Source organism: Nocardiopsis sp. NPDC055551, from assembly GCF_053619415.1.
Genome location: NZ_JBSHJJ010000001.1, coordinates 474,816 through 501,052 on the forward strand (window position 1 = coordinate 474,816; position 26,237 = coordinate 501,052).

General features: G+C 71.0%; 23 protein-coding genes. 20 read left to right on the plus strand and 3 right to left on the minus strand.

What is annotated here, in order from left to right; all coding sequences use genetic code 11:
• The first annotated feature begins 229 nt into the window (after window positions 1-229).
• The 19 genes from ACWGSK_RS01915 (at window position 230) to ACWGSK_RS02005 (ending at window position 21,108) form a co-directional block, all read left to right on the plus strand.
• Complete coding sequence (locus ACWGSK_RS01915) at window positions 230-1,492, plus strand: ABC transporter substrate-binding protein (protein WP_358509625.1); 1,263 nt, start codon at window positions 230-232, stop codon at window positions 1,490-1,492.
• Window positions 1,489-2,472, plus strand: a complete 984-nt coding sequence (locus ACWGSK_RS01920) for a carbohydrate ABC transporter permease (protein ID WP_358509628.1) — start codon at window positions 1,489-1,491, stop codon at window positions 2,470-2,472. Before ACWGSK_RS01915 ends, ACWGSK_RS01920 begins: the two co-directional genes overlap by 4 nt.
• Window positions 2,469-3,338: a carbohydrate ABC transporter permease gene (locus tag ACWGSK_RS01925; protein WP_358509631.1), complete on the plus strand. Its 870-nt coding sequence runs from the start codon at window positions 2,469-2,471 to the stop codon at window positions 3,336-3,338. Before ACWGSK_RS01920 ends, ACWGSK_RS01925 begins: the two co-directional genes overlap by 4 nt.
• 261 nt (window positions 3,339-3,599) lie before the next feature.
• A complete protein-coding gene (locus ACWGSK_RS01930; protein ID WP_452454994.1) occupies window positions 3,600-3,908 on the plus strand; it encodes a hypothetical protein in 309 nt (102 codons plus the stop codon).
• Between the two features lie 232 nt (window positions 3,909-4,140).
• On the plus strand, window positions 4,141-5,169 hold the full coding sequence (locus ACWGSK_RS01935; protein ID WP_358509637.1) for a Gfo/Idh/MocA family oxidoreductase: 1,029 nt from the start codon (window positions 4,141-4,143) through the stop codon (window positions 5,167-5,169).
• A complete protein-coding gene (locus tag ACWGSK_RS01940; RefSeq protein ID WP_452454995.1) occupies window positions 5,153-6,031 on the plus strand; it encodes a sugar phosphate isomerase/epimerase family protein in 879 nt (292 codons plus the stop codon). The genes ACWGSK_RS01935 and ACWGSK_RS01940 overlap by 17 nt, the downstream gene beginning before the upstream one ends.
• Window positions 6,028-7,326: a M20/M25/M40 family metallo-hydrolase gene (locus tag ACWGSK_RS01945; protein WP_452454996.1), complete on the plus strand. Its 1,299-nt coding sequence runs from the start codon at window positions 6,028-6,030 to the stop codon at window positions 7,324-7,326. The genes ACWGSK_RS01940 and ACWGSK_RS01945 overlap by 4 nt, the downstream gene beginning before the upstream one ends.
• Window positions 7,323-8,459: an Ldh family oxidoreductase gene (locus tag ACWGSK_RS01950; RefSeq protein ID WP_452454997.1), complete on the plus strand. Its 1,137-nt coding sequence runs from the start codon at window positions 7,323-7,325 to the stop codon at window positions 8,457-8,459. The genes ACWGSK_RS01945 and ACWGSK_RS01950 overlap by 4 nt, the downstream gene beginning before the upstream one ends.
• A complete protein-coding gene (locus tag ACWGSK_RS01955; protein ID WP_452454998.1) occupies window positions 8,456-9,376 on the plus strand; it encodes a Gfo/Idh/MocA family protein in 921 nt (306 codons plus the stop codon). The genes ACWGSK_RS01950 and ACWGSK_RS01955 overlap by 4 nt, the downstream gene beginning before the upstream one ends.
• Window positions 9,373-9,843 (plus strand): DUF6917 domain-containing protein, encoded by a 471-nt coding sequence (locus ACWGSK_RS01960; RefSeq protein WP_452454999.1) that lies wholly within the window; start codon window positions 9,373-9,375, stop codon window positions 9,841-9,843. The genes ACWGSK_RS01955 and ACWGSK_RS01960 overlap by 4 nt, the downstream gene beginning before the upstream one ends.
• Window positions 9,844-9,997: 154 nt before the next feature.
• Window positions 9,998-10,528: an EF-hand domain-containing protein gene (locus ACWGSK_RS01965; RefSeq protein ID WP_358509655.1), complete on the plus strand. Its 531-nt coding sequence runs from the start codon at window positions 9,998-10,000 to the stop codon at window positions 10,526-10,528.
• Between the two features lie 75 nt (window positions 10,529-10,603).
• Complete coding sequence (locus ACWGSK_RS01970) at window positions 10,604-11,809, plus strand: DegT/DnrJ/EryC1/StrS family aminotransferase (protein WP_452455000.1); 1,206 nt, start codon at window positions 10,604-10,606, stop codon at window positions 11,807-11,809.
• A complete protein-coding gene (locus tag ACWGSK_RS01975) occupies window positions 11,806-12,951 on the plus strand; it encodes a DegT/DnrJ/EryC1/StrS family aminotransferase (protein ID WP_358509661.1) in 1,146 nt (381 codons plus the stop codon). Before ACWGSK_RS01970 ends, ACWGSK_RS01975 begins: the two co-directional genes overlap by 4 nt.
• A gap of 134 nt (window positions 12,952-13,085) precedes the next feature.
• Window positions 13,086-14,084 carry a UbiA family prenyltransferase gene (locus tag ACWGSK_RS01980; protein ID WP_452455001.1) on the plus strand — a complete coding sequence of 333 codons (999 nt, stop codon included), beginning with the start codon at window positions 13,086-13,088 and terminating at the stop codon, window positions 14,082-14,084.
• Window positions 14,081-15,430, plus strand: coding sequence for a protoporphyrinogen/coproporphyrinogen oxidase (locus ACWGSK_RS01985; RefSeq protein WP_452455002.1), 1,350 nt, complete (start codon window positions 14,081-14,083; stop codon window positions 15,428-15,430). The genes ACWGSK_RS01980 and ACWGSK_RS01985 overlap by 4 nt, the downstream gene beginning before the upstream one ends.
• A complete protein-coding gene (locus ACWGSK_RS01990; protein WP_452455003.1) occupies window positions 15,427-17,037 on the plus strand; it encodes a class I adenylate-forming enzyme family protein in 1,611 nt (536 codons plus the stop codon). The genes ACWGSK_RS01985 and ACWGSK_RS01990 overlap by 4 nt, the downstream gene beginning before the upstream one ends.
• Entirely contained in the window at window positions 17,034-18,695 is a 1,662-nt protein-coding gene (locus ACWGSK_RS01995; protein WP_452455004.1) for a CoA transferase, read from the plus strand. Before ACWGSK_RS01990 ends, ACWGSK_RS01995 begins: the two co-directional genes overlap by 4 nt.
• Window positions 18,692-20,308, plus strand: a complete 1,617-nt coding sequence (locus ACWGSK_RS02000; protein ID WP_358509676.1) for a class I adenylate-forming enzyme family protein — start codon at window positions 18,692-18,694, stop codon at window positions 20,306-20,308. The genes ACWGSK_RS01995 and ACWGSK_RS02000 overlap by 4 nt, the downstream gene beginning before the upstream one ends.
• Window positions 20,305-21,108 (plus strand): methyltransferase domain-containing protein, encoded by an 804-nt coding sequence (locus ACWGSK_RS02005; protein WP_452455005.1) that lies wholly within the window; start codon window positions 20,305-20,307, stop codon window positions 21,106-21,108. Before ACWGSK_RS02000 ends, ACWGSK_RS02005 begins: the two co-directional genes overlap by 4 nt.
• A 33-nt stretch (window positions 21,109-21,141) precedes the next feature.
• Here ACWGSK_RS02005 and ACWGSK_RS02010 read toward each other — a convergent pair whose 3' ends face one another.
• Both ACWGSK_RS02010 and ACWGSK_RS02015 read right to left on the minus strand, forming a co-directional pair.
• Window positions 21,142-21,588, minus strand: coding sequence for a carboxymuconolactone decarboxylase family protein (locus ACWGSK_RS02010; RefSeq protein WP_452455006.1), 447 nt, complete (start codon window positions 21,586-21,588; stop codon window positions 21,142-21,144).
• Between the two features lie 72 nt (window positions 21,589-21,660).
• Complete coding sequence (locus ACWGSK_RS02015) at window positions 21,661-22,605, minus strand: ketopantoate reductase family protein (RefSeq protein WP_452455007.1); 945 nt, start codon at window positions 22,603-22,605, stop codon at window positions 21,661-21,663.
• Window positions 22,606-22,843: 238 nt separating this feature from the next.
• Here ACWGSK_RS02015 and ACWGSK_RS02020 point away from each other — a divergent pair, with 238 nt between their 5' ends.
• Window positions 22,844-24,364, plus strand: a complete 1,521-nt coding sequence (locus ACWGSK_RS02020) for a fatty acyl-CoA synthetase (RefSeq protein WP_452455008.1) — start codon at window positions 22,844-22,846, stop codon at window positions 24,362-24,364.
• 5 nt (window positions 24,365-24,369) lie between these two features.
• Here the strand turns inward: ACWGSK_RS02020 and ACWGSK_RS02025 are convergent, their stop codons facing one another.
• Window positions 24,370-26,229 (minus strand): CPBP family glutamic-type intramembrane protease, encoded by a 1,860-nt coding sequence (locus ACWGSK_RS02025; RefSeq protein ID WP_452455009.1) that lies wholly within the window; start codon window positions 26,227-26,229, stop codon window positions 24,370-24,372.
• Window positions 26,230-26,237: the final 8 nt, after the last annotated feature.

Genomic DNA, 26,237 nt, shown 5'->3' on the forward strand with positions numbered 1-26,237 from the left:
TGGTCCGATGTTCTGATCCGGTCGATCGGAGCGTTATCGAAAGGTCGCGTGAAGTTTTGTCTCGGTGATCGAGTCTCCTGTCAGGTCACGCCTCGGATTCGGATTCGTCCGCCTCTTGACCCTGATCGACCTGGATGCGAAAGATGGCACCGCAGTCAACTTCTGTGATGTGGGACACGAGGGGCGGGAAGCGGTCGTGGGACGGCCCGCCTCTACGAGAGGACAACTCATGCGTGCACGAGGGTGGTCGGTCGCGGCGGGGGCACTGGGTCTGGTGCTCATGGCTTCGGCGTGTGGCGACGGCGGTGATGGCGGCGGTGCCCAGGTCGAAGTGTTCTCCTGGTGGACCGGCGGCGGCGAAGAGGCGGGCCTGAACGCCCTCATCGAGCAGTTCGAGGAGGACAACCCCGACGTCGAGTTCGTCAACGCGGCGGTGGCCGGTGGTTCGGGCACCAACGCCCAGGCGGTCCTGGAGGGGCGCCTGCAGAGCCAGGACCCGCCGGACTCCTTCCAAGGACACGCCGGAGCCGAACTCCAGGACTACATCGAGGCCGGATACCTGGCCCCGATGGACGACTTCTTCGACGAACAGGGGCTGCACGACGCGCTTCCAGACCAGCTCGTCGAACAGATCACCTACGACGGGTCCGTCTACTCGGTGCCGGTGAACATCCATCGCTCCAACGTCATGTGGTTCAACCCCGGGGTGCTGGAGGAGGCCGGGGTGGACGCCCCGCCCGAGACCCTGGACGAACTCCTCGAAGCGCTGGAGGCGGTCTCGGAGGAGACCGACGTCATCCCCATGGCGGTGGGCGCGCAGTGGACCGTCTCCCATCTGCTGGAGTCGGTGCTGCTGGCCTCGCTGGGCCCCGAGGGCTACAACGCGCTGTGGGAACCCGGCGCCTCCTGGGACACCCCCGAGGTCGCCGACGCCCTGGGCACCTTCGAGGAGATCATGGAGTACACCCAGGAGGAGTCGGCGGCCGAGGACTGGCAGGAGGCGGCGCGTCGCGTCTCCGACGGCGAGGCCGCCTTCAACATCATGGGGGACTGGGCCGCCGGTTACTTCGACGAATTGGGAGCGCTCCCCGGCGAGGACTACGACTGGGCCGCGTCCCCGGGCACCGACGGCACCTACATGTGGCTCTCCGACAGCTTCACCCTGCCGGTGGGGGCGCCCAACGAGGAAGCGGCGATGACCTGGCTGGAACTGGTCGCGAGCCAGGAGGGCCAGGACACCTTCAACCCGCTCAAGGGTTCGATCCCCGCACGCGAGGACGCCGACCCGGCCCGCTACGCCGACAGCCCCTACCTGGAGTCGGCGCTGGAGGAATGGCAGTCCGGCCCCGAACTCGCGGGCTCCTTCTGGCACGGCGTGACCGTCGGCAATCGCTGGAAGAACGACATCGACACCGCCGTCGGCCTGTACCTCGGCGACGGTGACACCGAGGCGTTCAACGCCGCACTGAACGAGGCCGCGCAGTCCGAATGAGCAACTCGAACAACCCGCCCGGGGTCGCACCGCGCGACCCCGGGCGCACCACCGCGCCCGCGCGCCCGAGCAGGGTCCGTCGGGCGTTGACCCGTGCCCGCACCTGGCTGCCCGGACTCCTGCTGGTCTCCCCGTCGATCCTGCTCATCGGGGTGTTCGTCTACGGCATGATCGGGTGGAACACCCGGTTGGCGCTCAGCGACAAGCACGCGCCGATCCAGGACGGGGAGTTCGTCGGTCTCGTCAACTTCGTGGCCCTGTGGCAGGAGGCCCGTTGGCCAGCGGCCGTGGGCAACGCGATCGTCTTCACCGTGGTCTTCGTCGGCGGCGCGCTGTTCATGGGCTGGCTCCTGGGGCTGCTCCTGGACAAGGGCATCCGCGGCGAGGCGGTCTTTCGCACCCTGTTCCTGGCACCGATGGCGGTTTCCTTCATCGCCACCGGTGTGGTGTGGCGCTGGCTGATGAACCCCGCGCCCGCCGAACGCGCCACCGGGCTCAACGCGCTGTTCGTCCACTTCAACCTGGACTTCCTGGTCAACGACTGGTGGACCGCGCCGGACCTGGGCATGGCGGCCATGGCGCTGCCCGCGATCTGGCAGTTGGCCGGGTACATCATGGCGTTGTTCCTGGCCGGCTTCCGCGGTGTTCCCGAGGACCTGCGCGAGGCGGCCCGCGTCGACGGATGTTCCGAATGGGGCGTGTACCGGCACGTGGTCATGCCCCAACTGCGGCCGGTCCTGCTCAGCGCGATCATCATCCTGGGCCACATGTCGTTGAAGGTGTTCGACCTGATCATCGCGATCGCCGGGCAACAGATCATCGCCGACGTCCCGGCCGTGTACATGTGGGCGATGGTCTTCGAGGTCCGTGACCCGGCCAAGGGAGCCACCATCGCCTCCTACCTGTTGTTCGCGGTGGCGGTGTTCGTCATCCCCTACCTGGTGTGGACCGTGCGCAAGGAACGGAGCGAGGGCCGATGACCCAGAGCGCACCCGAACGGGTGATCGCGCCCGGAGGCGGGGTCGCCGGCACCACGCGGCGCGGACAGGCGGTCAAGTTCACCGTCCTGTTCGCCCTGGCGGTGCTGTTCCTGCTGCCGATGTACGTACTGCTGGTGACCGGGTTCAAACCCTTCGAGGAGGCCACCGCGGCCCGGGCCTGGTCGCTGCCGCAGGTCTGGAGCGTCGAGGGATGGGCCACGGCCTGGGAGGCCCTGGCCCCGGGGATGTACAACAGCGTCCTGGTGGCGGTGCCCAGCGCCGCCATCTCGGCGGTGTTGGGCTCCATGAACGGGTTCGTCATGGCGCGCTGGCGGTTCCCCGGCGCGGACACGGTGTTCACGCTGTTCCTGTTCGGGATGTTCATCCCCTACCAGGCGGTGATGATCCCGCTCCAACAGATGTTGGTGAGCGCGAACCTCATGGGCGGGGTGCTACCGCTGATCCTGGCGCACACCGTCTACGGCATCCCGATCTGCACGCTCATCTTCCGCAACTACTACGCGAGCATCCCCCAGACGCTCATCGAGGCGGCCAGGGTGGACGGCGCGGGCATGTTGCGCACCTACGCGTCGGTGGTGCTGCCGGTGTCGGCGCCGGCCTTCGCGGTCACGTTGATCTGGCAGTTCACCTCCGCCTGGAACGACTTCCTGTTCGCGGTCTTCCTCACCGGTCCCAACAGCTGGCCGGTGACGGTGCAGCTGAACAACGTGGCCGGGTCGATGGTGGTGCCCTACAACCAACAGATGGCGGCGGCGGTCCTGGCGTCGCTGCCGACGTTGATCGTCTACCTGGTCCTAGGCCGCTACTTCATGCGCGGTCTGATGGCCGGGGCGCTCAAGGGCTGATCCACGCACGGGCGTCGTCTCCGATCATGGGAGGCGACGCCCGTTGTCCTTTTCGGTGGAAAAAAGGGGAATGTGAATTCCCGTGTTCGTGCCATTGTGGTTTTATTCGTCGCTGATCGGTGGACCGAAACCGTCCGTTCGAGTATCGGTCTTGCGCGGGACCCCTGCTTCGGAGAAGATCTTCCTGATCATCCTCCGTGTCGCGCGTGAGGGAGGGGATCGTTTCCGTGAAACGTGCACGAAATGCGAAAGGAAGGTGGAATGAGGATTCCTTCCGCCATGGCCGCGCTGGTTCTGGGGAGTCTCCTTCTGGGCGCGGCGCCGGCTCACGCCGCCACCGGTGAGGTCGTGGTCTTCACCACCGAGTTCGAGGACCTGGTGCGCTACGCCGAACCCGCGTCGGGTGACTGCGTGCGCCTCCCCGCCACCGCGCACGTCCTGGTCAACCTGACCGACACGGACGTGAGCCTGCACGCCGGACCCCGGTGCGGCGGGCCCGGGGTGACCGTGGAGCCGGACCGTGGATGGCACGCGCCGCCCAGCGGACTGTTCAGCTTCTCGGTGGCGTGACCTTCGCAACCGAAGAAAAGGGACGGAACGCACTATGGGTCCATAGCGTCTTTTGTCCCTTTGTTCTCGGCCGATTGGGTATGCGCTCCTCCGAGTTCGGGACATGAGGGTCCGTTCTCGGAATTGACGCCCTTTCCCGCAGTGCACCAAACTGGCTCCTCGTTCGATGGTTCCGTTCGTCCGGAAAGGACACGGACCAGGGGAGCGAAGAACGGAAAGGTGCCCTCCCTTCATGCTGCACACCCTCATCGTGGGTCTGGGGAGAGCGGGACGAGGACTGCACGCGCCGTCGCTCGCCAAGGTGCGGGCGGCGGCCCCCGCCCTGTTCGCACCCGGGCCGGTCATGGGTCACGACCCGCACGCCGCCGAGGTCGACGGCATCCTCCCGTTCTCCCGTCTGGACGACGCGGCCCGTCATCGACCACCACGGGACACCGTGGTCCACCTGTGCACCCCGCCCCGGCTGCGGGCCCGGACACTGGAGCGACTGGCCCGACTCGGCTACCGCCGGATCATCGTGGAGAAACCCCTGGCCCCGGACCTGGTGGAATTGGCCGCGATCGCCCGGCTGCGCCGCCGTTGGGACCTGGACCTGACCGTCACCACCCCTTGGTCGGCCAGTACCCTGAGCGCCCGTCTCATGGCGGTCCGCCGCTCCCACGACTTCGGAGCCCTGCGCGCCATCACGGTGTTCCAGCACAAACCCCGGTTCAGCCGGACCCTGGAATCCCCCGCACACCCCACCGCCTTCGACATCGAGGTGCCCCACGCCCTGGCCATGGCCGTCACCCTGGCGGGCGGGGCGGACGTGGTCGCCGCCGAACTGGACGACATGGTCCTGGGCCGCACCCGGCTGCCCGGCCTGGGCGGGGCGCGGCTGGATCTGCTGCACCACACGGGTGTGCGCACCCGCATCGAATCCGACCTGACCGCGCCCCTGCGCGAGCGGCGCATCGTGCTGGAGTTCGACGAAGCCGTCCTGACCGGCCACTACCCGTGCAGCGAGGCCGACCACACCGCGCAACTGATGGTGGCGGTGCCCGGCCGGGAACCGGTCCGTTCGATCTTCGTCGACGACGCCCTGCCCGAACTCCTGCACTCCTGTTACGCCCGCTACTCCCGGCATCGACGGGAACCGGGCGAACTACCCGTCCACGTGGAGGCGGTCCGACTGCTCTCCGAGGCCAAGAACCGCTGTTCCCTCCAGCCGTACTCCCCGCACACCACACGATGGGAGGTGGCCGATGTCGTCGGCGCCTGAACGACCTCGCCTGGCCGGAATCGGTGACGAGGCCGCCCCCGGACTATCGAGTCAGCTCACCGCCGTGCGCGAGCTCGAATGGGACCTGTTGGAGCTGCGCACCCTGGACCGCGTCCCCCTCGCCGCGTTGTCCGAGGCCGACTTCGCGTCGGCGGCCGAACGCATCCGGGCGGCCGGTGTGGAGGTCGTCGCCGTCGCCGCCAAGATCGGTGACTGGTCGCGTCCCATCACCGGTGACTTCGCGCTGGACGTGGCCGAACTCGACGTACTGGCCCGACGCTGCGCGGTCCTGGGGACGCGCACGGTGCGGATCATGTCCTATCCCTCCGGCGGGTCGAACGAACCCGAGTGGCGCCGCGAGGTGCGTACCCGGGTACGTGAACTGGTCCGCCGCGCCGAGGACGCGGGACTGGTCCTGGCACACGAGAACTGCGCCGGTTGGGCCGGAGAGGACGCCGACCGTGCCCTGGACCTGATCTCCCACGTCGACAGCCCGGCGCTACGGATCCTGTTCGACACCGGTAACGGGGTCGCCCACGGCTACGACGCGGCCGCGATGCTGCGCCCGCTCGTGGAGTACGTGACCCACGTCCACGTCAAGGACGCCATCGCCGCTCCCGACGGCGAAACCGCCTACGTGGCGCCCGGGGAGGGCGAGGCCGGGGTGGAGGAATGCCTGGCGATCCTGGCCGGCCACGGCTACCGGGGCGCCCTTTCCATCGAACCCCACCTGCGTCTGCGCCCCCACCTGGGAGCCCAGGGCATCGACCCCGGTCGCGGGGAGGAGGCCGCGTTCGTCGAGTACGGACGGACCCTGGAGAAGTTGGTGGACCGGGTCTGGCGCGGGGAGGTGATCCGATGACGCTGACCGACCGGGACCACTCCCTCCTGCTGCGCTTGTTGACCACCCCCACCGCGGGCCCACTGGAGGTCGGCGCCACCGGCCCGCCTCCCCGGCTGTGGCGGGCCCAGCACGACTACGCCGAGGCCGCGGCGCGGATCGGTTTCCGCGTGGTGCGTCACGCCCCCGCCGACCACACCGACCTGAGCGTCCCCGGTGTGCCCGAAACGGTACGCGAGGCCGCGGCGGACCCCGACTTCCTGACCTGCCAGCCCAGCCTGGTCCTGCGGTTGGGTCCCGACACCGTGCCACCCGAGCGCACCGTGATGTTCAACGTGCACCTGGACACCGTCGCGGGCGGGCCCCCGGTCCACTTCGACGGCGAGGTCTTCCACGGCCGGGGCGCCATCGACGCCAAGGGCCCCGCCGTGGCGCTGCTGGCCGGGGTGCGCGCGGCCCGGGAACGTTCGGCCGCCCTGGGGCGGGACAGCGCGGTGATCATCCAGGCGGTCGCGGGCGAGGAGGGCGGTGCCATGGGTGTGCTGGGCACCCGACCGCTGGTGGAACGCGGACACGTGGGCCGCCTCAACGTGTTCTGCGAACCCACGTCCGGGCGCTTCCTCACCCGCTCGACGGCGTCGATGACCGCACGGGTGTCCGTACGCGGCGACGACGCCATCGACGATCGCCCCCACACCGGGCACAACGCCTCGGTCCTGTTGGGCTTCATCGCCCAGAGCATGGGCCGATCCCTGGACGGGCGCGCCCACGACGGGGCGGTGTGCGTGGCGGGCCTGCACACCGGGGACCTGCACAACCGTGTCTACGGCACGGGTGACCTGCTGCTCAACCTGTCCTACGCCGAACCCGAGGCCGGTCGAGCCCTGGAGGCGGCGGTCACCGACGCGTTCGAGATGGCCCTGAAGGAGTTCACCGACCTTTTCGGCGACGGAACCCTGTTCGCCCGCACCGCGGCGGACGCCCCGCACATCACCCGACTGACCTGGCCCAAGCGGGGCCTGCCGGTCCTGGACGACCACGATCGATGGGGCCACGACCTGTTGCGGGGGATCGGCGTGCCCACCTGGCCCGCCGACGAGGCCGCCTTCACCTGTGACGCCATCTGGATGGCGGGGATCGCCGGCACCTGCACGGTCGTGCTGGGACCGGGAGACCTGGCCGCGGACGGGGCCCACGGGGACGACGAGCGCGCCCACCTGAGCGACCTCGACGGGTTCGCCGACACGGTGGCCCGCATCCTCGCCGCCTTCACCGACGAGGCCGGCGAGCCGGACGAGACCTACGGAGGACCGTGACCACACTGCCCGCACCACCGGAACCCTCCCCGACACGAGAGAGGGTCCTGGTCGACCACGACGCCCTGCTGGACTTCCTCACGGAGATCCTCGTGGGCCGGGGCCTACCCCGAGCCCGTGCGCGCGAGGCGGCCCGCGCCCTGTGCCACGGTGACCTGACCGGGATGGACTCCCACGGCGTGGCCAACCTGGCCCGTCTCTACCTGCCCCTGCTCGACGAGGGGCGGGCCGACCCCGACGCCGAGCCCCGGGTCATCACCGACCTGGGCGCGGCCGTGCTGATCGACGCCCGCCGCGCCCTCGGGCTGTGGGCGGCCTCGGAGGCGATGGACCTGGCCGCGGAGCGGGCCGAACGCCACGGGGTCGGGCTGGTGGCGGTGCGCGACGCCACCCACCTGGGCTGCGCCGGACACCACGCGCTGCGCGCGGTCGAACGCGGCATGGTCGGCGTGGTGACGAGTAACTGCGGTGGTCAGCGCATCGCCCGACCACCCGGTGGCACCGTGGCGGTCCTGGGCACCAACCCGCTCAGCGCGGCGGCGCCGGCCGGTTCGCTTCCCCCGTTCCTGCTGGACATGAGCACCACGGCCGCGCCCACCGGGCGGATCCGGCAGGCGGCCCGGGAGGGGCGGTCGATTCCGGAGGGGTTGTTGCGCGACGACCGGGGCGCACCGGTCACCGATCCGGCCGCCTTCGACGCCGGCCTGGCGCACCTGATGTGGCTCGGTGGCGAGGTGGGTCGGTTCAAGGGGTTCGGGCTCGGTGTGCTGGTGGAGGTGCTCTCCGCCGTGGTCTCCGGATCCGGCCGGGGACCCCACCCGGACGCCCTGACGGGGGATGGCGGGCCCCACGGGCGAGATGACGACATCGGCTTCCTGATGTTGGCCATCGCCCCCGACGCCTTGCGGGAGGGCGCCCGCACCGACGCCGAGGAACTGTTCGGGGTCCTGACGGACTGCGAGCCCGTCGACCCCGACCACCCCGTGCGCTACCCCGGCTGGCACGAGTACCACCTGGCGGCCGAGCGCCGTGTACGGGGTGTGCCACTGCACGTCGACCTGTACGAGGAACTGGTGGAGACGGCCCGCCGGGCCAAGATCCGAGCCCCCGCGACCCTGGAGGAGGAGCGATGAGGACGTTGCGCGTGGGAGTGGTCGGCCTGGGGGTCATCTCCCGCTTCCACCTGAGGGCGCTGGCCGCCTCCCCGGACTGGGACCTGGTGGCGGTGTGCGACCTGGACCCGAACGAGGTCGCCGCGCCCCCACCCGGCGCGACCGGCTACACCGACCACGCCCGGATGCTGGCGGAGGCGGACCTGGACGCGGTCGTGGTCACCGCCCCCAACGACGCGCACGTCCGGATCTGCGCGGATGCCATCACGGCCGGGACCGCGGTGTGCGTGGAGAAACCGCTGGCCCTGGACCTGGCGGAGGGGGAGGCGTTGAGCGCCCTGGCCCGGGACCGGGGGGTGCCCCTGTTCACGGCCTTCCACCGCCGGTACAACTCCGAGTTCGAGGCGTTGCGGGAACAGGTCGCGGACAGCACGGTGACGGAGGTGACCGTGCGCTACCTGGAACGGATCGAGGAACACGCGGGACGGGACACCTGGTACCTGGACCCGGCACGGTGCGGGGGCGGATGCGTGGCCGACAACGGCCCCAACGCCTTCGACCTGGTGGAAACGCTGCTGGGTCGGACCGAGGTGTCCGGGGCGCGGGTGGTGTGCGACGAGGCGGGTGTGGACCGGTGGGCGGAGATCGCGTTGACCGGTGGCACGGGCCGGGCCCGGGTGGTCCTGGACTGGTCCCACCCGGGGGAACGCAAGGACGTTCGGGTGCGCACGGCCGACGGTCGTGAGCTGACGGCGGACATGCTGGCCGACCGACCGGCCTTCAAGGAGTCGCTGTGGCACGAGTACGAGGGCGTGGCCGCCGACTTCGCCCGGCGGGTCCGTCAGGGCCGGGTCGAGGACGGGGGCGGGACGTCCGCGTTGCGGTTGGTGGGCCAGGCCTACCTCGCGGCGGCCGACGGAGAGCGGGTGGGACGGTGAATCCGCACGAGGACGGGGCCAAACGGGAGGTGACCGCGACCCTGGTCAAGGTGCTGAGGCATCGTAGGACAGAACGGGGGATGCGGTTGGAGCCGTTCGCGAGCCGGTGCCTGCGCGCGGGCGAGGTCCACGAACTGGTCGCCACCGAGCACACCGAGACCGCCGAGGGGACCCGGATCGACCGGGTCGGTTTCCTGGGGTTCGCCGAGATCACCGCAGCCGGGGTCGTGGATCGAGGGGACCAGGTATGGATCGGTCCGCGCCGGGTGGGGGTGGTGCTGGGGTTCGACGCCTGCCACACGCCCAACCACTACAACGTGCTGATCCACGCCGCCCCGATGCCCACCGGAGGCGACCTGGGGTTGTGCCCGAACGAGCCCGTGGTGTTCCGGCAGGGGAGCGCGGACATCGTCGCCGAACTTTTCTCCACACCATACATAAACAATGTCGGAGAATGTCCGATATAAAACTAGAGTAGTCTCGGTGATTTTCCCTGTGAGGTCATTGTCGGGCGCTCGATATTGGTAGGCTTCGAGTCGAGGGGGCGATTCAAGAATCGCCTTTATATTCCCCGCCCGGGGAGCTCCTTGTTTTCTCGCATTCATTATTGAAGGAGAACAGATGACGACTGCCGTCAAGGCCAACGACCGTCTCGAAGAGCGCTTCCGTCTCTGGGACCACAACAGCAACGGCGTGATCGAGCGCTCGGACTTCGAGCAGGAGTTCGAGGGCATCATCGAGCGCTTCGGCGTCGACGCCTCCGCGCCCGGTGCCGCCGCCCTCCGGGCCGCCTACCAGGGCCTGTTCGACCGTCTCGCGCAGGCCGCGGGTACCGAGGAGATGTCCAAGGAGGACTTCATCCGGGCCGCCGAGAGCGAGATCGTCAGCAGGGGCGACGCCGGCTTCTCCGAGGTCCTGCAGCCGACCATCCAGGCGATCACGACCATCATCGACACCGACGGTGACGGCGAGATCAGCCCGGTGGAGATGCAGCGGTGGTTCTCCGCCATCGGCCTGACCCCGGAGCAGTCCGACGAGGCCTTCCGCGAGATCGACACCGACGGTGACGGAACCCTCACGGTCACCGAGCTGGTCGCCGCGGTCCGCGACTACCACCTCGGCAAGAACGACATCCCCCTCCTGGGAGTCTGACACCCCCCGCGGCGTCGACCCCCTTCAGTCCGGCCGCGTCCCGCGCGGCCGGACTCCGCCCCAAGGAAAAATGACATGAAGACGACATTCTCCTCCCCGGCCCCCAGAAAAAGGGGCGGGGAGCACACGGGTGTGCCCTTCTTCGACCAGTCCGAGTCCTTTCGAAGACTGTGGCCGGAGATCGAACACCACTGTGTCCGCGTCATGGACGACGGTAAATTCTCCCACGGCGCCATGGTCGCCGAATTCGAGCGCGCCCTGGAGGATTTCACCGGCGCCCGACACGTCGTCGGCGTCAACTCCGGAACCGACGCCCTCGTGCTGTTGCTGCGCGCCGCCGGGCTGAGCCCCGGCGATGAGGTGATCGTCCCCGCCTACACGTTCGTCGCCACCGCCACCGCCGTCGTGCACGCCGGTGGCGTCCCCGTCTTCGCCGACATCGAGGAGCACGGCTACGGCATAGACCCCGACTCCGTCGAGGCCGCCATCACCGAGCGCACCCGCATGGTCATGCCCGTCCACCTCTTCGACCGTCTCGCCGACATGGACGGTGTGGGCCGCGTCGCCCGCGCCCACGGGCTCACCGTGGTGGAGGACAGCGCCGAGGCCATCGGTATGCGCGCGAATGACGTACACGCCGGCCTGCTCGGTGCCGGCGGTGTGCTCTCCTTCTTCCCCACCAAGACACTGGGGGCCATCGGCGACGCGGGTGCGCTGCTCACCGACGACGACACCATCGCCGAGACCGCTCGGATGCTGCGCCACCACGGCCGGTCCGGGCGCACCCTGGCGGCGTTCCCGGGGATCTCCAACCCGACGGTCGTCACCGGCGGCAACAGCAAGATGGACGACATCCAGGCCGCCGTGCTGCTGGCCAAACTCGCCCGCCTGGACGTGGACATCGCCCACCGCGCCGCGCTCTCGCGCCGCTACGACGACCGGTTGCGCGAACTGCCGGGGGTGCGGGCCGTCCCCGGCGACACCCCCTCCCGCCCCGGCGAGGAACGCGTGGTCTACGTGTACCTGATCGAGGTGGAGGACCGCGACGGCCTCGTCGCCCACCTGACGGCCGCGGGCATCGACACCGAGGTCTACTACCCGCGCCCGCTGCACCTGCAGCCGTGCTTCGACGATCTGGGATACCGGCCCGGCGACCTGCCCCGTGCCGAGTCGGTGTGCGGGTCGGCCGTGGCGCTACCGCTGTACGCCGACCTGACCGGGGACCACGTCGACCGGGTCTGCGACGAGATCGAACACTTCCTCACCGGGAGGACGCGATGACCGTCACCGCCGAACAGACCATCCCCTTCTTTCCGGCCGACCTGTTCGAAGCCGATCGCGAAGCCCTGCTGGGGGCGCTGCATGAGGTCGGTACCGACCCCGAGCAGAAGTTCATCCTGGGTCGGCGCACCGCGCGGTTCGAGGACGCGCTGCGCGCCCGCCTGGGGGCCTCCGACGTCGTGGCCTGCTCCAGCGGCACCTCCGCCCTCACCCTGATCCTCTCCGCCATGGGCATCGGGCCCGGTGACGAGGTCGTCGTGCCCGCCTTCGGGTGCGCGCCGCTGGCGAGCACGGTCCTGTCCCAGGGCGCGACCCCCGTGTTCGCCGACATCGACCCCCGCACGCTGACCATGGACCCCGAGCACGCGGAGGCCCTGGTCACCGACCGGACGCGGGCGTTGATGCCCGCGCACATGTTCTCCGTCATGGCCGACATGCCGCGTCTGCGCGCTCTGGCCACCAAGGTCGGGGTACGGCTCGTGGAGGACTCCGCGCTCGCCCAGGGAGGCGTGCTCGCGGGCCGTCCGGCCGGCCGGTGGGGCGACGCCGGTGTGTACTCCTTCGTTCAGGTCAAGGTCTTCGGGATGCCGGGTGAGGGCGGCGTGGTCCTCACCGACGACACCGACCTCGCCGAACGGGTGCGTATGTCGCGCAACCACGGTCAGGACGGCCGCAACCGCTTCCTGCACCACCACGTCGGCCACAACAGTCGCTTCGACGAGGTGATGGCCGCCTTCCAGCAGCACCGCCTGGCGGGCCTCACCGAACGGATCGACCGCCGCACCGCGATCTGTTCGTACTACTCCGAACGCCTGGCCGACCTGGCCGACGCCGGGATCGTCGCGCCGCCCGTGGGCGGGGACGGCCGATTCCCCTACGTCTACACGCTTCTGTGCGAGGACCGTGAGGGACTGCGCGACCACCTGGCCGCCGAAGGGGTCGCCGCCCACGTCTACTACCCGCGGATCCTGCCCGAACAGCCGGCCTTCGCCCCCCACGCCCGACCCGACGGAACCTGGCCCCGGGCACGGGAGGCGGCTCGCCGCAACATCTCCCTGCCCCTGTACCCGCACCTGAGCGACGCCCGCGTCGAACACGTGGTCGAGGCCGTTCGGTCGTTCGTCCACACGCGGAACCGCTGACGGGATCCACCCCCACAGGAGGCCCCTCCGATCGGAGGGGCCTCTCCGCGGACATGCTCCGGAGCCCACACCAGCAAGAAGGAGGCAGGGGCGCCCTCCCCGGCCCACGCCGGAGTGGTCGCCCCGAGAACACGATGACCGACCAAGTGAGCGCGCCCTCCGAGTCGCCCACCCCCGAAACCCTCACCGGTTCGGCGGCCCCGCCAAGGCCCACCCTGGGGACCTACGCCCGGCTGGCCAAGCTCGACATCGTCGACTACTACATCGGTCTGCCGTTGGTGTTCGCCCTGACGCTGCCCCTGTTGGGCATGCGCGTCGACACGATCGGGTTCCTCCTGCTGATCCTGGTCGCCGAGATCGCGGTGGTGGCCGCCATGGTCGCCTTCGACGACGTCACCGGCCACCGGGACGGTTCCGACGCCGCCAACTACGGTTCCGACGCGGCCCGTCGCCGACTGGCCCGCAAACCCCTGGTCGCCGGGACGCTCACCGAGCCCCAGGCACTGCGCTTCGGGCGGGCGGCGACCGTCGCGAGCGTCGCCCTGTGGACCCTGGTGGTGGCGCTGGCCCCGCACCGGCCGCTGTGGGCCGTCATCGGCGCCGCCCTGTGCCTGGTCGCGTCGGTCCAGTACTCCTGGGGACTGAAGATCAGCTACCGGGGTTTCCAGGAGATCTTCCTCGTCGGCCTGGGCGTGGGATGGATCCTGGTGCCCTACGGGCTGCTCATCGGGCACGTCGACGGGTTCGTCGTCGTCCAGGCGTTGATCTTCGGTGGCGGCCCGATGATCTTCGGCCTGTACTCCAACACCAACGACGCCGACGGGGACCGGGCCGCCGGACGGATCACCGTCGCCACGATGGTCTCGCCGCGCGTCAACTCGATCTTCATCATCGCGCTCACCGCGGTGGAGACCCTGCTGGTCACCGCATCGCATCTGGTCGGCATCGCGCCCTGGTGGTTCCCCCTCGCCCTGCTGCCCGTCATCGCGCTGCGCGTGACCCAGCTCTTCATCGGGTTCGTCCTCGGCGACATCCTGCGGGCGCGACGCATGGCCATCCACACCCACCGCGTCACGGTCGTCCTGCTCATCGGCGCCAACCTGATCGCCGCCTTCCTCATGGGGGCGTCGTGAACACACCGATCGACGTGGCGGTGGTAGGCGCCGGTCCCGCCGGGTTGGCGACGGCGCACCTGTTGGCCGGGGCGGGGCGCGGCGTCCGGGTCCTGGAGTCCGCCGACGCCGTGGGCGGACGGACGCGCACCCTGCGCACCGAGGGCCACCTCATCGACACCGGCGCCGAGATGATTCCGTCGGCCGACGCCTACCCGGCGACCTGGCGGCTCATCCGGGCGATGGGGCTCGACGGCGACCCCGAGGCGATCCCCCTGGTACGCGACGCCCTGTCGGTGAGGTGGAGGGGGCGATCCCATCGGCACGCGGGGCGCCCCCTGGGATTGCTCACCGGGATGGGCCTGTCCCCGCGCGCCCGCTGGGACCTGGCGCGTCTGCAACTGAGCCTGGGCCGGGCCGGCCTGGACCCCGAGCACCCCGAGAGGGCCGGACCGGGGGAGACGACCATCGCCGACCTGCTCCGCCCTCATCACCCGCAGTTGCGCGAACGGCTGTTGGGTCCCCTGGCGGCGGGGTTCTTCGGCTGGCCCGCGGACCGGGCGGTGGCCGCGCCCTTCGCCGCACACCTGGTGGCCTCCGGAAGCACCGCGACCTGGCGCACCTACCGGGACGGGATGGACACCCTTCCCCGGGCCCTGGCCGCCCGGCTCGACGTGCGCACCGACCACCCGGTCACCGCGGTGGCCCCCGGCCCGGACGGGGTACGCCTGGACTCACCGCGAGGCGCGCTCACCGCACGGGCGGTCGTCCTGGCCGTGCCCGCCCCCGTCGCCGCGCGCCTGTACCCGGACGCGCCCACGGTCGAACACGAGTACCTGGCGGCCTGCGGGTACGCGCCGATGCTCCGACTGTCCCTGATGTTGGACGCCCCACTGTCCCCGCGCGGTGCCCGCCGAGGCTTCGCCCACCTGGTGCCCGACGACCCCCTGATCGGGGTGGTCACCATCGACCACGCCAAACATCCCGGACGGGCGCCGCGGGGCCGAGGCCTGATATCGCTGATCGCCACCCCCACGACGGCGCGGGACCTGCTCGACGCCCCCGACGAGGAGGTGACCCGGCGATTCCTGGCAAGGGTCGAACGCTACCTGCCCGGCGCGGGGGCGCGCGTGCGCGGGGCGGTCACGCACCGTTTCCGGCACGGTCTGCCCCTGCCCGAACCACGAACGATGTCCGCGCGCCCCGCCTTCGTCGACCGTCCCCTGGCGGCCGTCGACTACGCGGGGGACTGGATCTCCTCTCGACCCTGCAGTGAGGGGGCGGTGGCGTCGGCTTACACGGCGGCCGAACGCGTCTTCGCCTTCCTCACCGCGACCCGCGAACCCACTCCGATCGAGGCAACGTGATACCGAGCAAACCCATCCACCTGGGCACCCTCTTCGACGACCTGACCATGCGCGGGTCCACCACCGCCGTGCGCCTGAGCCGGCCCCTGGACATCGCCCCGGAAGCGGGCGTCGAACTCGACGTGCCGGGCGCTCGCACCCTGGTCCATCGGATCTGTGGATGGTTCGCCCAGGCCGGGGTCCGGTCGGGCGACCGCGTCGCCATCGCCAAACGCAACCACTGGGACTACGTCCTGCTCGCCTGCGCCGCCGCGCGCATGGGAGCGGTTCCCATGTCGCTGTCGGCCCACCTGGCGCCGTCGGCCCTGGCGACCCTGCTCCGGAGGTCGGAACCGGCGCTGCTGGTCACCGACACCGCCCTGCTGCTCGGCGCGAGGGACGCCGGACACGACCCCTCGCTCCACGCCGCCCGGACCCTGGTGGTGGACGGGGACGTCGAGGGCGCGCTCACCCTCGACGACGTGCGAGGGGGCACCGCGCCCCCACCGCGCCGCCCGCACCTGGACGCCCCACTGACGATCATGCACACCTCCGGCACCACCGGTGTACCGAAACTGGCCGTGCACTCCACCCGAACCCTCATGCGCAGGTTGGCCGGGTTCGAATCCCACCGGTGGCCGATCCTGGGCAGCCGCCGCGACGACACCGTCACCTCCTCGATCTCCTTCGCCCACGGCCGCGCCCTGGCCTGGACCGCCGGGGTGCTGTGGCTGTTCCCCGACGCGCTCTCGGCGATCACCTCACCGGACCTGGAGGAGGCCGGGCCCGCGCTGCGCCTGCACCGACCCACCGTCCTGGAGGCCCAACCCGCGACCCTGGCGCGCTGGCAGCGCCACCTCGGCCAGGAGGGACCACGGGAGGGGCTACGACGGGTACGGCTGTTCGTCAGTACCTTCGACGCCGTGCATCCCTCCACCGTCCGCACGTTCCTCGACGCCAGCGAACGCCGGGTCCCGGTGTGGATGCAGGGATGGGGCCAGAGCGAGACGGGACCGCTGACCTTCCGCTTCTTCACCCGCCGGTCGCTGTCCCGACGTCAGGGTGTCGGCGCCACCACCCGCGACCTGGGGCGACCGATCCCGGGCCGGACCCGGTTGCGCGCCGTGGACCCCCGCACCCTGCGCCCCCTCCCGGCAGGGGAGGAGGGCCTGCTGTTCTGCCGTACCGAAGCCCTGTGCCTGGGCTACGTCGGGGAGGAGGGGCGCTGGCGGGACAAGCTCGTGGGCTCTTGGTGGAACACCGGCGACATCGGCTCCATCGACCGCACCGGCGCGGTCCGCCTGGTGGACCGTGAGGTGGACGGCCTGACCGAGGGGGGTTGCCTGGAGATCGAGGACGTCGTCGACGAGCGACTCCCCCGGGTACTGGAATGCGTCGTGCTCGGTGTCGCCGAGGGGCCGCCCGTCCCGGTGTTGGCCACCGAGGACGGGGCCCTGGACCCGGGGGAGTGGAAGAAGGCCGTCGAGGACCTGCCGACGATGGCCGACCCGATGGTCCTCACCTGGGACGAACTGCCGTGCACCGGGACCGGCAAGGTACGGCGGGGCGCGTTGCGGGAGAAACTGGGCCTGTCCTTCGGAGGCCGTGGGACGGGGCGGTGGACGTGACCGCGACGGCGGTCGTCGCGGCACCGTTGACGGGGACCACGGTGCGGGCCGTGGGCGACACGGTGCCGGTACGCGTGGCGATCTCCCGGTTGCGGGAACTGGGCTGTGCGGTCGAACGGGTGGGCGAGGCCCCGCCCGACCCCGGGTCCGCCGGACGGATCGACCTGCTCCCCGGCCCCGCAGGCCCCGCGGGACCGCCTCCGGGCTGCGACATCACGTGGTCGACCCCTTCGGTGCCCCTGTACGGCGAACGCGACGTCCAGGCCGCGTGCGGTCTGGCCCACCTGCACGGCCGTGCGCGGGGCCGCGACCGGTTCCTGCCGATCGACTACGCGTCGGTGTGCGCGGGCGTGCTCGCGGTGCAGGCGGTGCTGGCGACGAAACTGACCCTGGAGCGCGGTGGACCGGTGCTGCGGGGGTCGGTGTCGGTGGCCGGGGCGGCGTTGATGGCAGTCGCCCCCTATGTCGCCGAGGCCACCGCGACACGGGGTACAGCGCCAAAGGAGCACACGGGACGGACACCGCCGTTCCGTTCCTCGGACGGGGTCCGCTTCGAGGTCGAGACCCTCGATCCCGAGGCGTGGCTCCTGTTCTGGCGGACGTCGGGCGCACCCATGGAGGCGATCGCCGCAGGGTGGGCACCATTCCAACGACGCTTCGCCACCGCGGTGTGTCCGCTGCCCGAGGCGCTGTTCGACACCCTCGCCGCACGGTCGTTCGCGGTCGTGCGCGACATCGCCCGAGAGTGCGCGGTGGGGGCCGTCCCCTTGCGCTCACCGGGGGAGAACACCGAGGAGGGACCTTCCTCACCCGGCCGACTACGCGACCTGGACGCGATGCCCGGCACGCCCCTGCCCTCGTGGCCGGGCAACGGGACCGCGCCCCTGTCCGGGCTGCGCCTGGTGGAGGCCACCAACCGGGTCCAGGGCCCCTTGGCGGGGCTGGCGCTGACCCTATTGGGCGCCGAGACGGTGCGCGTCGAACCGCCGGGCGGTGATCCCATGCGCGGGGTGCCACCCCTGGCGGGAGGGGTCTCGGCCCGCTTCGCCGCGTTCAATCGGGGCAAGGACGCGGTCGAGTGCGACCTGAGGAGCACCGAGGGCCGTCGCGCGGCGGGCGAGTGGGCGGCGCGGGGGCACGTTCTGCTCTACAACTGGCCACCCGGCCGGGCCGAACGGTTCGGGCTGGGCGTCGACGACCTCACGGCTCGTGCCCCGGGTCTGGTGCACATCCACGCCGAGGGTTGGGCCGGTGAGGAACCCGACCCGGGGGCTCCGGCCACCGACTTCTCGATCCAGGCCCACGGCGGGATCGCCCACCTGCTGGCCGACGACGACACCGGCCCCGCCCCCTCCCTGGTCACCCTCACCGACGTGCTCGGCGCCCTGCTGGCGGCCGAGGCCGCCCTGGCCGGACTGTTGCTACGTGCCCGCACGGGTGCCGGTGTCGCCGGCCGCACGGCGCTGGTCGACGCCGCCCGCCTGCTCCGGTGGGCCGGTCGCGGCCGTGCCGGTTCGACCGGGCACGGCACGCCGCCGGTCGCGGACCCGGAAACCGTCGCCCGGAACTTCCCCGAGGCGTTCACCCGGGAGCACGGGGTCGCCCTGCCCCGCGCGCCCTGGACGTTCGCGCCCCTGGACGGGGAGGCGCCGCGATGACCTGGACCTCCTCGGCGGGCATGACCCTGCCCGACCTCGTACCCGCCGGCCTCCGTGAACGATGGGTCCAAGAGGGGACATGCCCGGGACGGGACCTGTACTCCCTGTTCCTGGACACCGTGCGTGCGGACCCCGGGCGCGAGGCGATCGTGGACGCCCACGGCGCCCTGGACCGCGCGGGGCTGGCCGCGCGGGCCGGCCGGGCCGCCGCGGCCCTGACCGTTCACGGGTGCGGTGAACGCGACGTCGTCGCGGTGCTGCTGCCCGACGGCCGGGACGCGATCGCCGTCGAACTCGGCATCGCCGCCCTGGGCGCGGTCGCCCTCCCGATCCCCTACGGGCGCTCCCGGGCCGACGTGCTCTCCCTGGTGGAGCGGTCCCGCGCAAGGCTGGTGGTCACCGACACCGGTCGGGTCGACGACCTGGGACGGACCTCCCACTGGTGCGTCGACACCGGGGGACTGGACACGAACGGCCCGTTCGCGCACACGCCGGTTCCCGAACCGGCGCGGCCCGACTCCGACTCGCCCGCCCGCATCCTCGTCTCCTCGGGATCGGAGGGCGCACCGGGCATGGTCGCCTACTCCCACGACGCCATGGCCGGGGGACGGGGCAACTACGCGCGGGCGCTACTGGGCGGCGCCGGCCCCGTCCGAGCGCTGATCCCGGTCCCCCTGGCCTCGTCCTTCGGTTCGTTGGGCATCGTGTCCCTGATCCGGCTCGGGGCGACCCTGATCGTTCCGGGACGCTTCGATCCCGTGGCCGCGCTGCGCTCCATCGAACGCCACCGGCCCACCCACGTGATCGGCGTGCCCACGATGCTGCGCCGCATCGCCCTGGTGGAAGAGGGCGTCGATACCTCGTCGCTGCGGGCCCTGGTGGCCAGCGGGGCGCCTCTGCACCGGGACGTTCTGGACCTGTGCCGGGAGCGCTTCGGCCGGCCCGTGATCAACGTCTACGGCTCCACGGACGGGGTGAACTGCCACACCGCGCACGACCCCGACCGATGGGAACCGGGCATGGCCGGTCGACCCGACCCCGAGGTCACCGAGATCCGGGTGTGCGATCCGCGAGGGCGTCCCCTGCCGGCGGGGCGGGACGGCGAGATCCTGGCCCGGGGGCCGATGACGCCCCTCTGCCAGGTCGGCGCACCCGAACTCCACGCGCGCGGGCGCACGGCCCACGGTTGGGTCCGCACCGGCGACGTCGGTCGTCTGGACGAGGACGGCACCTTGTGGGTCGTGGACCGGCTGCGCCGCACGGTGATCCGGGGTGGTGTCACCCTCTTCCCCGCACAGGTGGAGCGTGCCCTGGTCGCCCATCCCGCGCTGGCCGAGGCGCAGTGCGTGCCCGTACCCGACCCCGACCTGGGCGAACGCATGTGCGCCTGCGTCTGCTCGCTACCCGGCGTGGATCCGCCCACGCCCCGCGAACTGATCCTCCACCTGCGCGACCGGCACGGGATGGACGTTCGGGCTCTGCCCGAACACGTGCTGTTCCTGCCCGCGCTACCGCTCGGCCCGACCGGGAAGACGTGCACCTCCACCCTGACCCGGATGGCGGCCGACGCGGTGCGAGACCGACCGACCGTACTCTCAGGAGACCCCAAGTGACACAGACCGTTCCCGCCGAAGCCGGTTACGTCTTCGACAACCACAACGAGAACGCCGGCGACCAACACCGGTTCCTGGCCGCCGCCTACGACCCCCTGACCACCCGCAGGCTCGCCGAGACCGGGGTCGGACCCGGATGGCGCTGCCTGGAGGTGGGCGCCGGGGGAGGCGGTGTCGCCCACTGGTTGGCTCGGCGGGTCGCCCCGGGCGGTGAGGTCGTGGCCACCGACATCAAGCCCGACCACATCGCCCCCGCCGAAGGACTGCGGGTCCTGCGGCACGACGTCACCCGCGACCCGCTGCCGGAGGCCGCCTTCGACCTGATCCACTCGCGTCTGGTGCTGTTGCACCTGCCCGAACGCCTGGAGGTGTTGGACCGGTTGGTGCGCGCCCTCAAACCGGGCGGGGTACTGCAACTGGACGAATTCGACATCGACTACGGGCCGTCCCTGCTCATGCCGGACTCCGAGGCCGGGGCGCTGTACGAGAGGTTCCTGGCGGCGAAGGTCGCGCTGATGCACCGGGCCGGCGCCGACCCGGCCTGGGGGCGCCACGCCGGTGAGGCGATGCGCCGGGCCGGCCTGGTCGACGTCGATCCGCGCCCGCACGTGGAACTGTGGGACGCCGGTTCCCCGGGCGTGCACCTCATCTCCCACCACACCCGGCACCTGCGCGACGCCTTCGTGCGCGAGGGCATGACGGACGAGGACCTCGCCCGGGTGCGCGAGCTGTTGGCCGATCCCACGTTCCGGGCCTGCTCCTGCCTGACCTACTCCGTGCGGGGGCGCCGGCCCGCGTGAGCGGGGCCGCCGGCCCCGCCGGACGCCCCGGTGTCAGCGAACGGGCGGGGTCAGCGCGGTGCCCACCCCCAAACGGTTGTAGAGGTTGATCAGACCGACGGCGGTGATGAGGGCGACCATCTCCCGCTCCGAGAGATGCTCGGCGGCCCGCGCGTAGACATCGTCCGCCAGACCGTTCTCGCCGAGCCGGGTGAGGGCGTCCACGACCTCCAGGACGGCGCGTTCGGCCTCGCTGAAGTGGTCGCCCGCCTCGCGCCAGGCGGCGACCAGGGTCACGCGTTGCGCGGACACGCCGGCCTTCAGCGCCGTGTCGGTGTGCATGTCGACGCAGAACGCGCAGCCGTTGAGCAGGGAGGCGCGGAGGTCGACCAGGGCGTGCAGTTCCTCGTCGAGGGCGGCGGCGACGGTCGCGCGAAGCCGGCCCAGGTCGGCGTGGATCTCGGGCAGGTGCTGTGCCGACTGTGCACGGGGCGTACCCAATGGGGTCATCCTCTCCTCGGAGCGTCCGGGCGGGGTGCGCCGAACAGAGGAAAACTACCAAGGGTGACGCCGTCAGTGCTGTGGGTTCGCGAAAAGGTCGCCACGGCCGGCCGAGTACACGCTCAGGTGCGTGTGGGCCAGCGAGAACAGTGGAGTGGGCACACCCAGTTCCCGGCCCCGCCCCACCAGGTCACCGACGATGTGGTCGCCCTCCACCGGGTTGTCATGGGTCAGGTCCCAGTACATGGACGTGGACGTCTCGCGTTCGGTGTCACCGATGGTCTTCTCGGCGAAGGCCCGGATGTGTTCACTCGGTGGGAATCCGGCGGCGGTGGCCACCGCCATCGCCTCGGCGAACACCGCGGCACTGAACTCCGCGCCGCCCGGGGCCCGGTTGACCCGGCCGATGGGGGCGCGCATCAGGCAGGTCGCGGCGCCCAGACTTGCCAGGAACACCCACTTGTCCCACATCCGTTGACGGATGTCCTCGGCCGCCCGAGCGGTGAAACCGACCCCGTCCAGGGCCTTGTGCACCTGGTCGAGTCCCACCACGGGGCTCGACCCCAGCGGACCGTAGATCAGCTCGCCCATCTTGCCGACCTCGACGATCTCCCCGGCCTCACCCAGCCGGGTCATCACCATGCTCACTCCGCCGTAGACACGGTCCTCGCCGAAGCGTTCGGTGAGCACGTCCAAGTGCCGCATGCCGTTGAGGAAGGGCACCACGACGGTCCGCGGCCCCACCGCCCCGGCCAGGTCGGCCACGGCCCCCTCCAGCCCGTAGGACTTCACCGCCAACAGGACCACGTCGTACTCGGGGTTGAGCTCGGCCGCGGTGACGGCGCGCACGGGCACGCTCTCGGTCTCGCCCTCCACCGTGCGCAGCACCAGACCCCGCGCGCGGAGCACCTCGGCTCGGGCCGGTCGCACCAGGAAGTCGACGTCCCGCCCGGCCTTGACCAGCCGAGCACCGAAGTACCCGCCGACCGCCCCGGCGCCCACCACAAGGATCCTCATGCCGCTCCCACTCCGTCGAACCCGCTGAACCAGGCAAAAAGGTATGACGATGGGACACCCCACCGCAAGAGCGAATGTCCCGCCTGTGGACGACCCCGTATCAGGCGAGCCGGGCCCGTTCCGAGGTCGGAGCGTCCTGACACCTCGACCCTTGCGAACGGGGTCGGGGGGACAACAGGATGGGGTCCGTGCCGACGGCCCCGACCCTCGGGCCGCGACCTTGGGAAGAGCAGGTGCCATGACCACTTCGACCACCTCCAGCCGCGTGGACGACATCCTCCACCGCAGTGCCGCGAGAACCCCCGACCGCACCGCCCTGGTCTTCGAGGACCGTACCTGGACCTACACCGAACTCGACGACGCGGTCACCCGCGCCGCCGCCCGCCTCCTGGGCCTGGGCGCGACCAAGGGCGACCGGATCGCCGCCTACGGGCGCAACTCCGACGCCTACCTCATCGGCTACCTGGCCTGCGCCCGTGCCGGCTTGGTGCACGTGCCCATCAACTTCGCCCTCCAAGGCGAGGAACTGGCCTACCTGCTCGAACAGTCCGGCAGCGGCATGGTGCTGGCCGACCCGGCGCTGCGCTCCGCGGTGGACGGGCTGCGTGCGCGCACCGGGATCGAACAGGTGCTGGAGCTGCGCGGCGGTGCCGGATCACTGCTGGCCGACGCCACGGAGGGTCCGGTCCCGGTGTTGGACGTGGAGGTCGTCGACACCGACCTGGTGCAGTTGCTCTACACCTCCGGGACCACCTCACGGCCCAAGGGCGCCATGATGACGCACCGCGCCCTGGTCCACGAGTATCTGTCGTGTCTGGTCGCCCTGGACCTGGACGCCGACGACGACCCGCTGCACGCGATGCCGCTCTACCACAGCGCCCAGATGCACGTCTTCCTCATGCCCTGGCTGGCGGTGGGCGCCACCAACACCCTGGTGGAGGCACCCGACCCCACCGACCTGCTGTGTCGGATCGAGACCGACCGCCACGGCGCGTTCTTCGCCGCGCCCACCCTGTGGGTCGCCCTGGCCGGCCATCCCGAGTTCGCCGACCGCGACCTGTCCAGCCTGCGCAAGGCCTACTACGGGGCCTCGATCATGCCCGGACCGGTCCTGGAGAAACTCCGGACGACCCTTCCCGAACTCGGGTTCTACAACTGTTTCGGGCAGAGCGAGATCGGACCGCTGGCCACCGTGCTGCGCCCCGAGGAGCACGTCGACCGCCCCGCCTCCGCCGGACGATCCGTCCTGTTCGTGGAACTTCGGGTGGTCGACGAGCAGGACCGCGACGTCGCCCCGGGAGAGTTGGGCGAGCTGGTCTTCCGATCCCCACAGCTGTGCCAGGGGTACTGGGACAAGCCGGAGGAGACCGCCGAGGCGTTCCGAGGCGGCTGGTTCCACTCCGGTGACCTGGTGCGCGCCGACGCCGAGGGCTACATCGAGATCGTGGACCGGATCAAGGACGTCATCAACACCGGCGGCGTGATGGTGGCCTCCAGGGAGATCGAGGACGTGCTCTTCGCCCACGAGCAGGTGGCCGAGGCCGCGGTGGTGGGCGTGCCCGACGAGAAGTGGATCGAGGCGGTGACCGCCTTCGTGGTGCCCGCGCCCGGAGCCGACACCGACGGGCTTCCCGCCGCTCTCGTCGAACACGTTCGGGAGCGGCTGGCCCCGTTCAAGGTGCCCAAGGCGGTGCGGGTGGTGACGGAACTGCCCCGCAACGCCTCGGGCAAGATCCTCAAGCGCGAACTGCGCGACTGAAGGCCTCAGCCCCGGTCCGCCGTGGAAGGGACGTCGGCTCCGTAACGGCGGGCCAGGGCGTGGAAGCCCTCCTTGGGTTCCCAGTGTCCGTCGTCGGGGGACAGACCCGACTCCAGGGAGGGCGGGCGCACGATCCCGAAGCTCGCCATGTCGCAGTCACGGGTGGGGTCGGGGGAGTAGCGGCAGTCGCCCTCGACGAACATGCACAGGAACGCGCCGTGCACGTCCTCGGTCTCGTACACGTCGATGAGCCGCTCGATCATGTCGGCCTGGACGCCTTCGTCACGGACCGGGTTCCCCCGTACCTTCCGATCGTCCAGGTCGCGCCAGTCCAGGATGTCGGCGCCCGAGCCGCCCAGGGTCTCGGCGCCCCGGTAGGAGCAGCAGCCGAACTCGGTGACCACCACCGGTTTGCCCAGCCGGTTCAGGGCGTGCAGCCCCTGCCGGTAGGAGTCGCGGGTGAGCTCGTCGAGGTAGTAGTCCACTCCGATGATGTCGAAGGGCGTCCAGTCCACGGTCTCCCAGGTGCCCGAACCGTAGGTGAGCGGCCCTGGGAACTCCTCGCGGGCGGCGGCGACCAACCGGCGCAAGACCCTGTTCAGCCGGTGGTTGTAGTAGGAGGGCAGCATCCCGAACACGTACAGGGCCATCGTCCGGCGTCTCATGTCGCGGCCGGGGATGATGTCACGGTTGAGGATGGTGAGTTCGCAGCCCACGTTGAGCACCACCCGGGCGGGGTACTCCTCGATGAGCCGCCCGGCGAGTTCGGCGGCCCGGCCCACGTGTTCGACGAGTTCGTCGTGGCGGGCGTCCAGGGAACGGGGTTGCAGCCACACGTCCAGCCCCTGGGCCAGGGCGAAGCGGGCGGCCTGCTCCAGGCGGTCCAGGTCCTGACCGAACAGGGACACGGTGGTGCAGTGCAGGTCCTCGTGGATGACGCGCATCTCCTCGCGGACCACCTCGGGGTTCCAGCGCTCGCGTGAGTTCTGTCCGGGCACGTAGCCGGAACCGACGTCGTACATGACGCCGCGCACGGGGATCCGTCGACGTGGCAGGGCGTCCTGCTCCACCGGTACCCGAGTGAGTTCGGGGCGGGCCGCGAACAGGAACCGGATCGCCAGGTAGGCGGCGAAGGCGCCGCCCATGTTCACCCCCAGGTTCCAGGCCCCGGAGCCGGCGCCGAAGGAGAGATCGACGCCGTGCAGCACGATGGCGGTGGCGGTCAGGGCCAGACGCACACCCACCCCGGCCCAGACCCCGCCGGTGGTCATGCGCAACAGGCCGGTGAGGACACCGAGCAGGACGAGGTCGAGGAGTGCGTCGGCGGATCCCATGGCCAAGGACACCGCGCCCGCGAACAGCACGGTCTGGACGAGGATCACGGCTACCTGGGAAAGGTGGAACCCGAGCATGTGCTGGACGTAGCCGCGAAAGACCAGTTCCTCGGGCAGGATCTGCGCGAGCGTCATCAGCGGGGCGAGCAACAGGGCCCAGAGGAGGGCCGGGAGCAGGGCCGCGGCGTCGAGGGTGGCGTTGTCGGTGATCAGCGCGGCGCCCACGACGAGGGCGGACACGGACCAGGCGCTCAGGGCGGCGGTCACCAGTGGTGGCCAGGCCCGTCCCGGGGTGCTCAGGCCGATCGAGGACAGGGTGCGCCCGGCGGTGCGGCACAGCGCCCACACCATCGGCAGGATCACCAGGACGAACGCGGTCGAGCGGACCGCCGTCCCCAGGGGTGCGTCGGGCGTGGTGGAGAACAGGTCGATGAGCGCGTACGCGGCCACGCCGGTCAGGGCGAACACCACGACCAGTGACCCGATCCGGATCAGGTCCTCGCGTAGACGGGGGGTTCCCGGTGGGGACATGAGTGCTC

Coding starts and splice junctions, on each gene's coding strand:
- ACWGSK_RS01915 (WP_358509625.1), top strand. CDS start 230: ATGCGTGCACGAGGGTGGTCGGTCGCGGCGGGGGCACTGGGTCTGGTG.
- ACWGSK_RS01920 (WP_358509628.1), top strand. CDS start 1,489: ATGAGCAACTCGAACAACCCGCCCGGGGTCGCACCGCGCGACCCCGGG.
- ACWGSK_RS01925 (WP_358509631.1), top strand. CDS start 2,469: ATGACCCAGAGCGCACCCGAACGGGTGATCGCGCCCGGAGGCGGGGTC.
- ACWGSK_RS01930 (WP_452454994.1), top strand. CDS start 3,600: ATGAGGATTCCTTCCGCCATGGCCGCGCTGGTTCTGGGGAGTCTCCTT.
- ACWGSK_RS01935 (WP_358509637.1), top strand. CDS start 4,141: ATGCTGCACACCCTCATCGTGGGTCTGGGGAGAGCGGGACGAGGACTG.
- ACWGSK_RS01940 (WP_452454995.1), top strand. CDS start 5,153: ATGTCGTCGGCGCCTGAACGACCTCGCCTGGCCGGAATCGGTGACGAG.
- ACWGSK_RS01945 (WP_452454996.1), top strand. CDS start 6,028: ATGACGCTGACCGACCGGGACCACTCCCTCCTGCTGCGCTTGTTGACC.
- ACWGSK_RS01955 (WP_452454998.1), top strand. CDS start 8,456: ATGAGGACGTTGCGCGTGGGAGTGGTCGGCCTGGGGGTCATCTCCCGC.
- ACWGSK_RS01965 (WP_358509655.1), top strand. CDS start 9,998: ATGACGACTGCCGTCAAGGCCAACGACCGTCTCGAAGAGCGCTTCCGT.
- ACWGSK_RS01970 (WP_452455000.1), top strand. CDS start 10,604: ATGAAGACGACATTCTCCTCCCCGGCCCCCAGAAAAAGGGGCGGGGAG.
- ACWGSK_RS01975 (WP_358509661.1), top strand. CDS start 11,806: ATGACCGTCACCGCCGAACAGACCATCCCCTTCTTTCCGGCCGACCTG.
- ACWGSK_RS01980 (WP_452455001.1), top strand. CDS start 13,086: ATGACCGACCAAGTGAGCGCGCCCTCCGAGTCGCCCACCCCCGAAACC.
- ACWGSK_RS02000 (WP_358509676.1), top strand. CDS start 18,692: ATGACCTGGACCTCCTCGGCGGGCATGACCCTGCCCGACCTCGTACCC.
- ACWGSK_RS02015 (WP_452455007.1), bottom strand. CDS start 22,605: ATGAGGATCCTTGTGGTGGGCGCCGGGGCGGTCGGCGGGTACTTCGGT.
- ACWGSK_RS02020 (WP_452455008.1), top strand. CDS start 22,844: ATGACCACTTCGACCACCTCCAGCCGCGTGGACGACATCCTCCACCGC.
- ACWGSK_RS02025 (WP_452455009.1), bottom strand. CDS start 26,229: ATGTCCCCACCGGGAACCCCCCGTCTACGCGAGGACCTGATCCGGATC.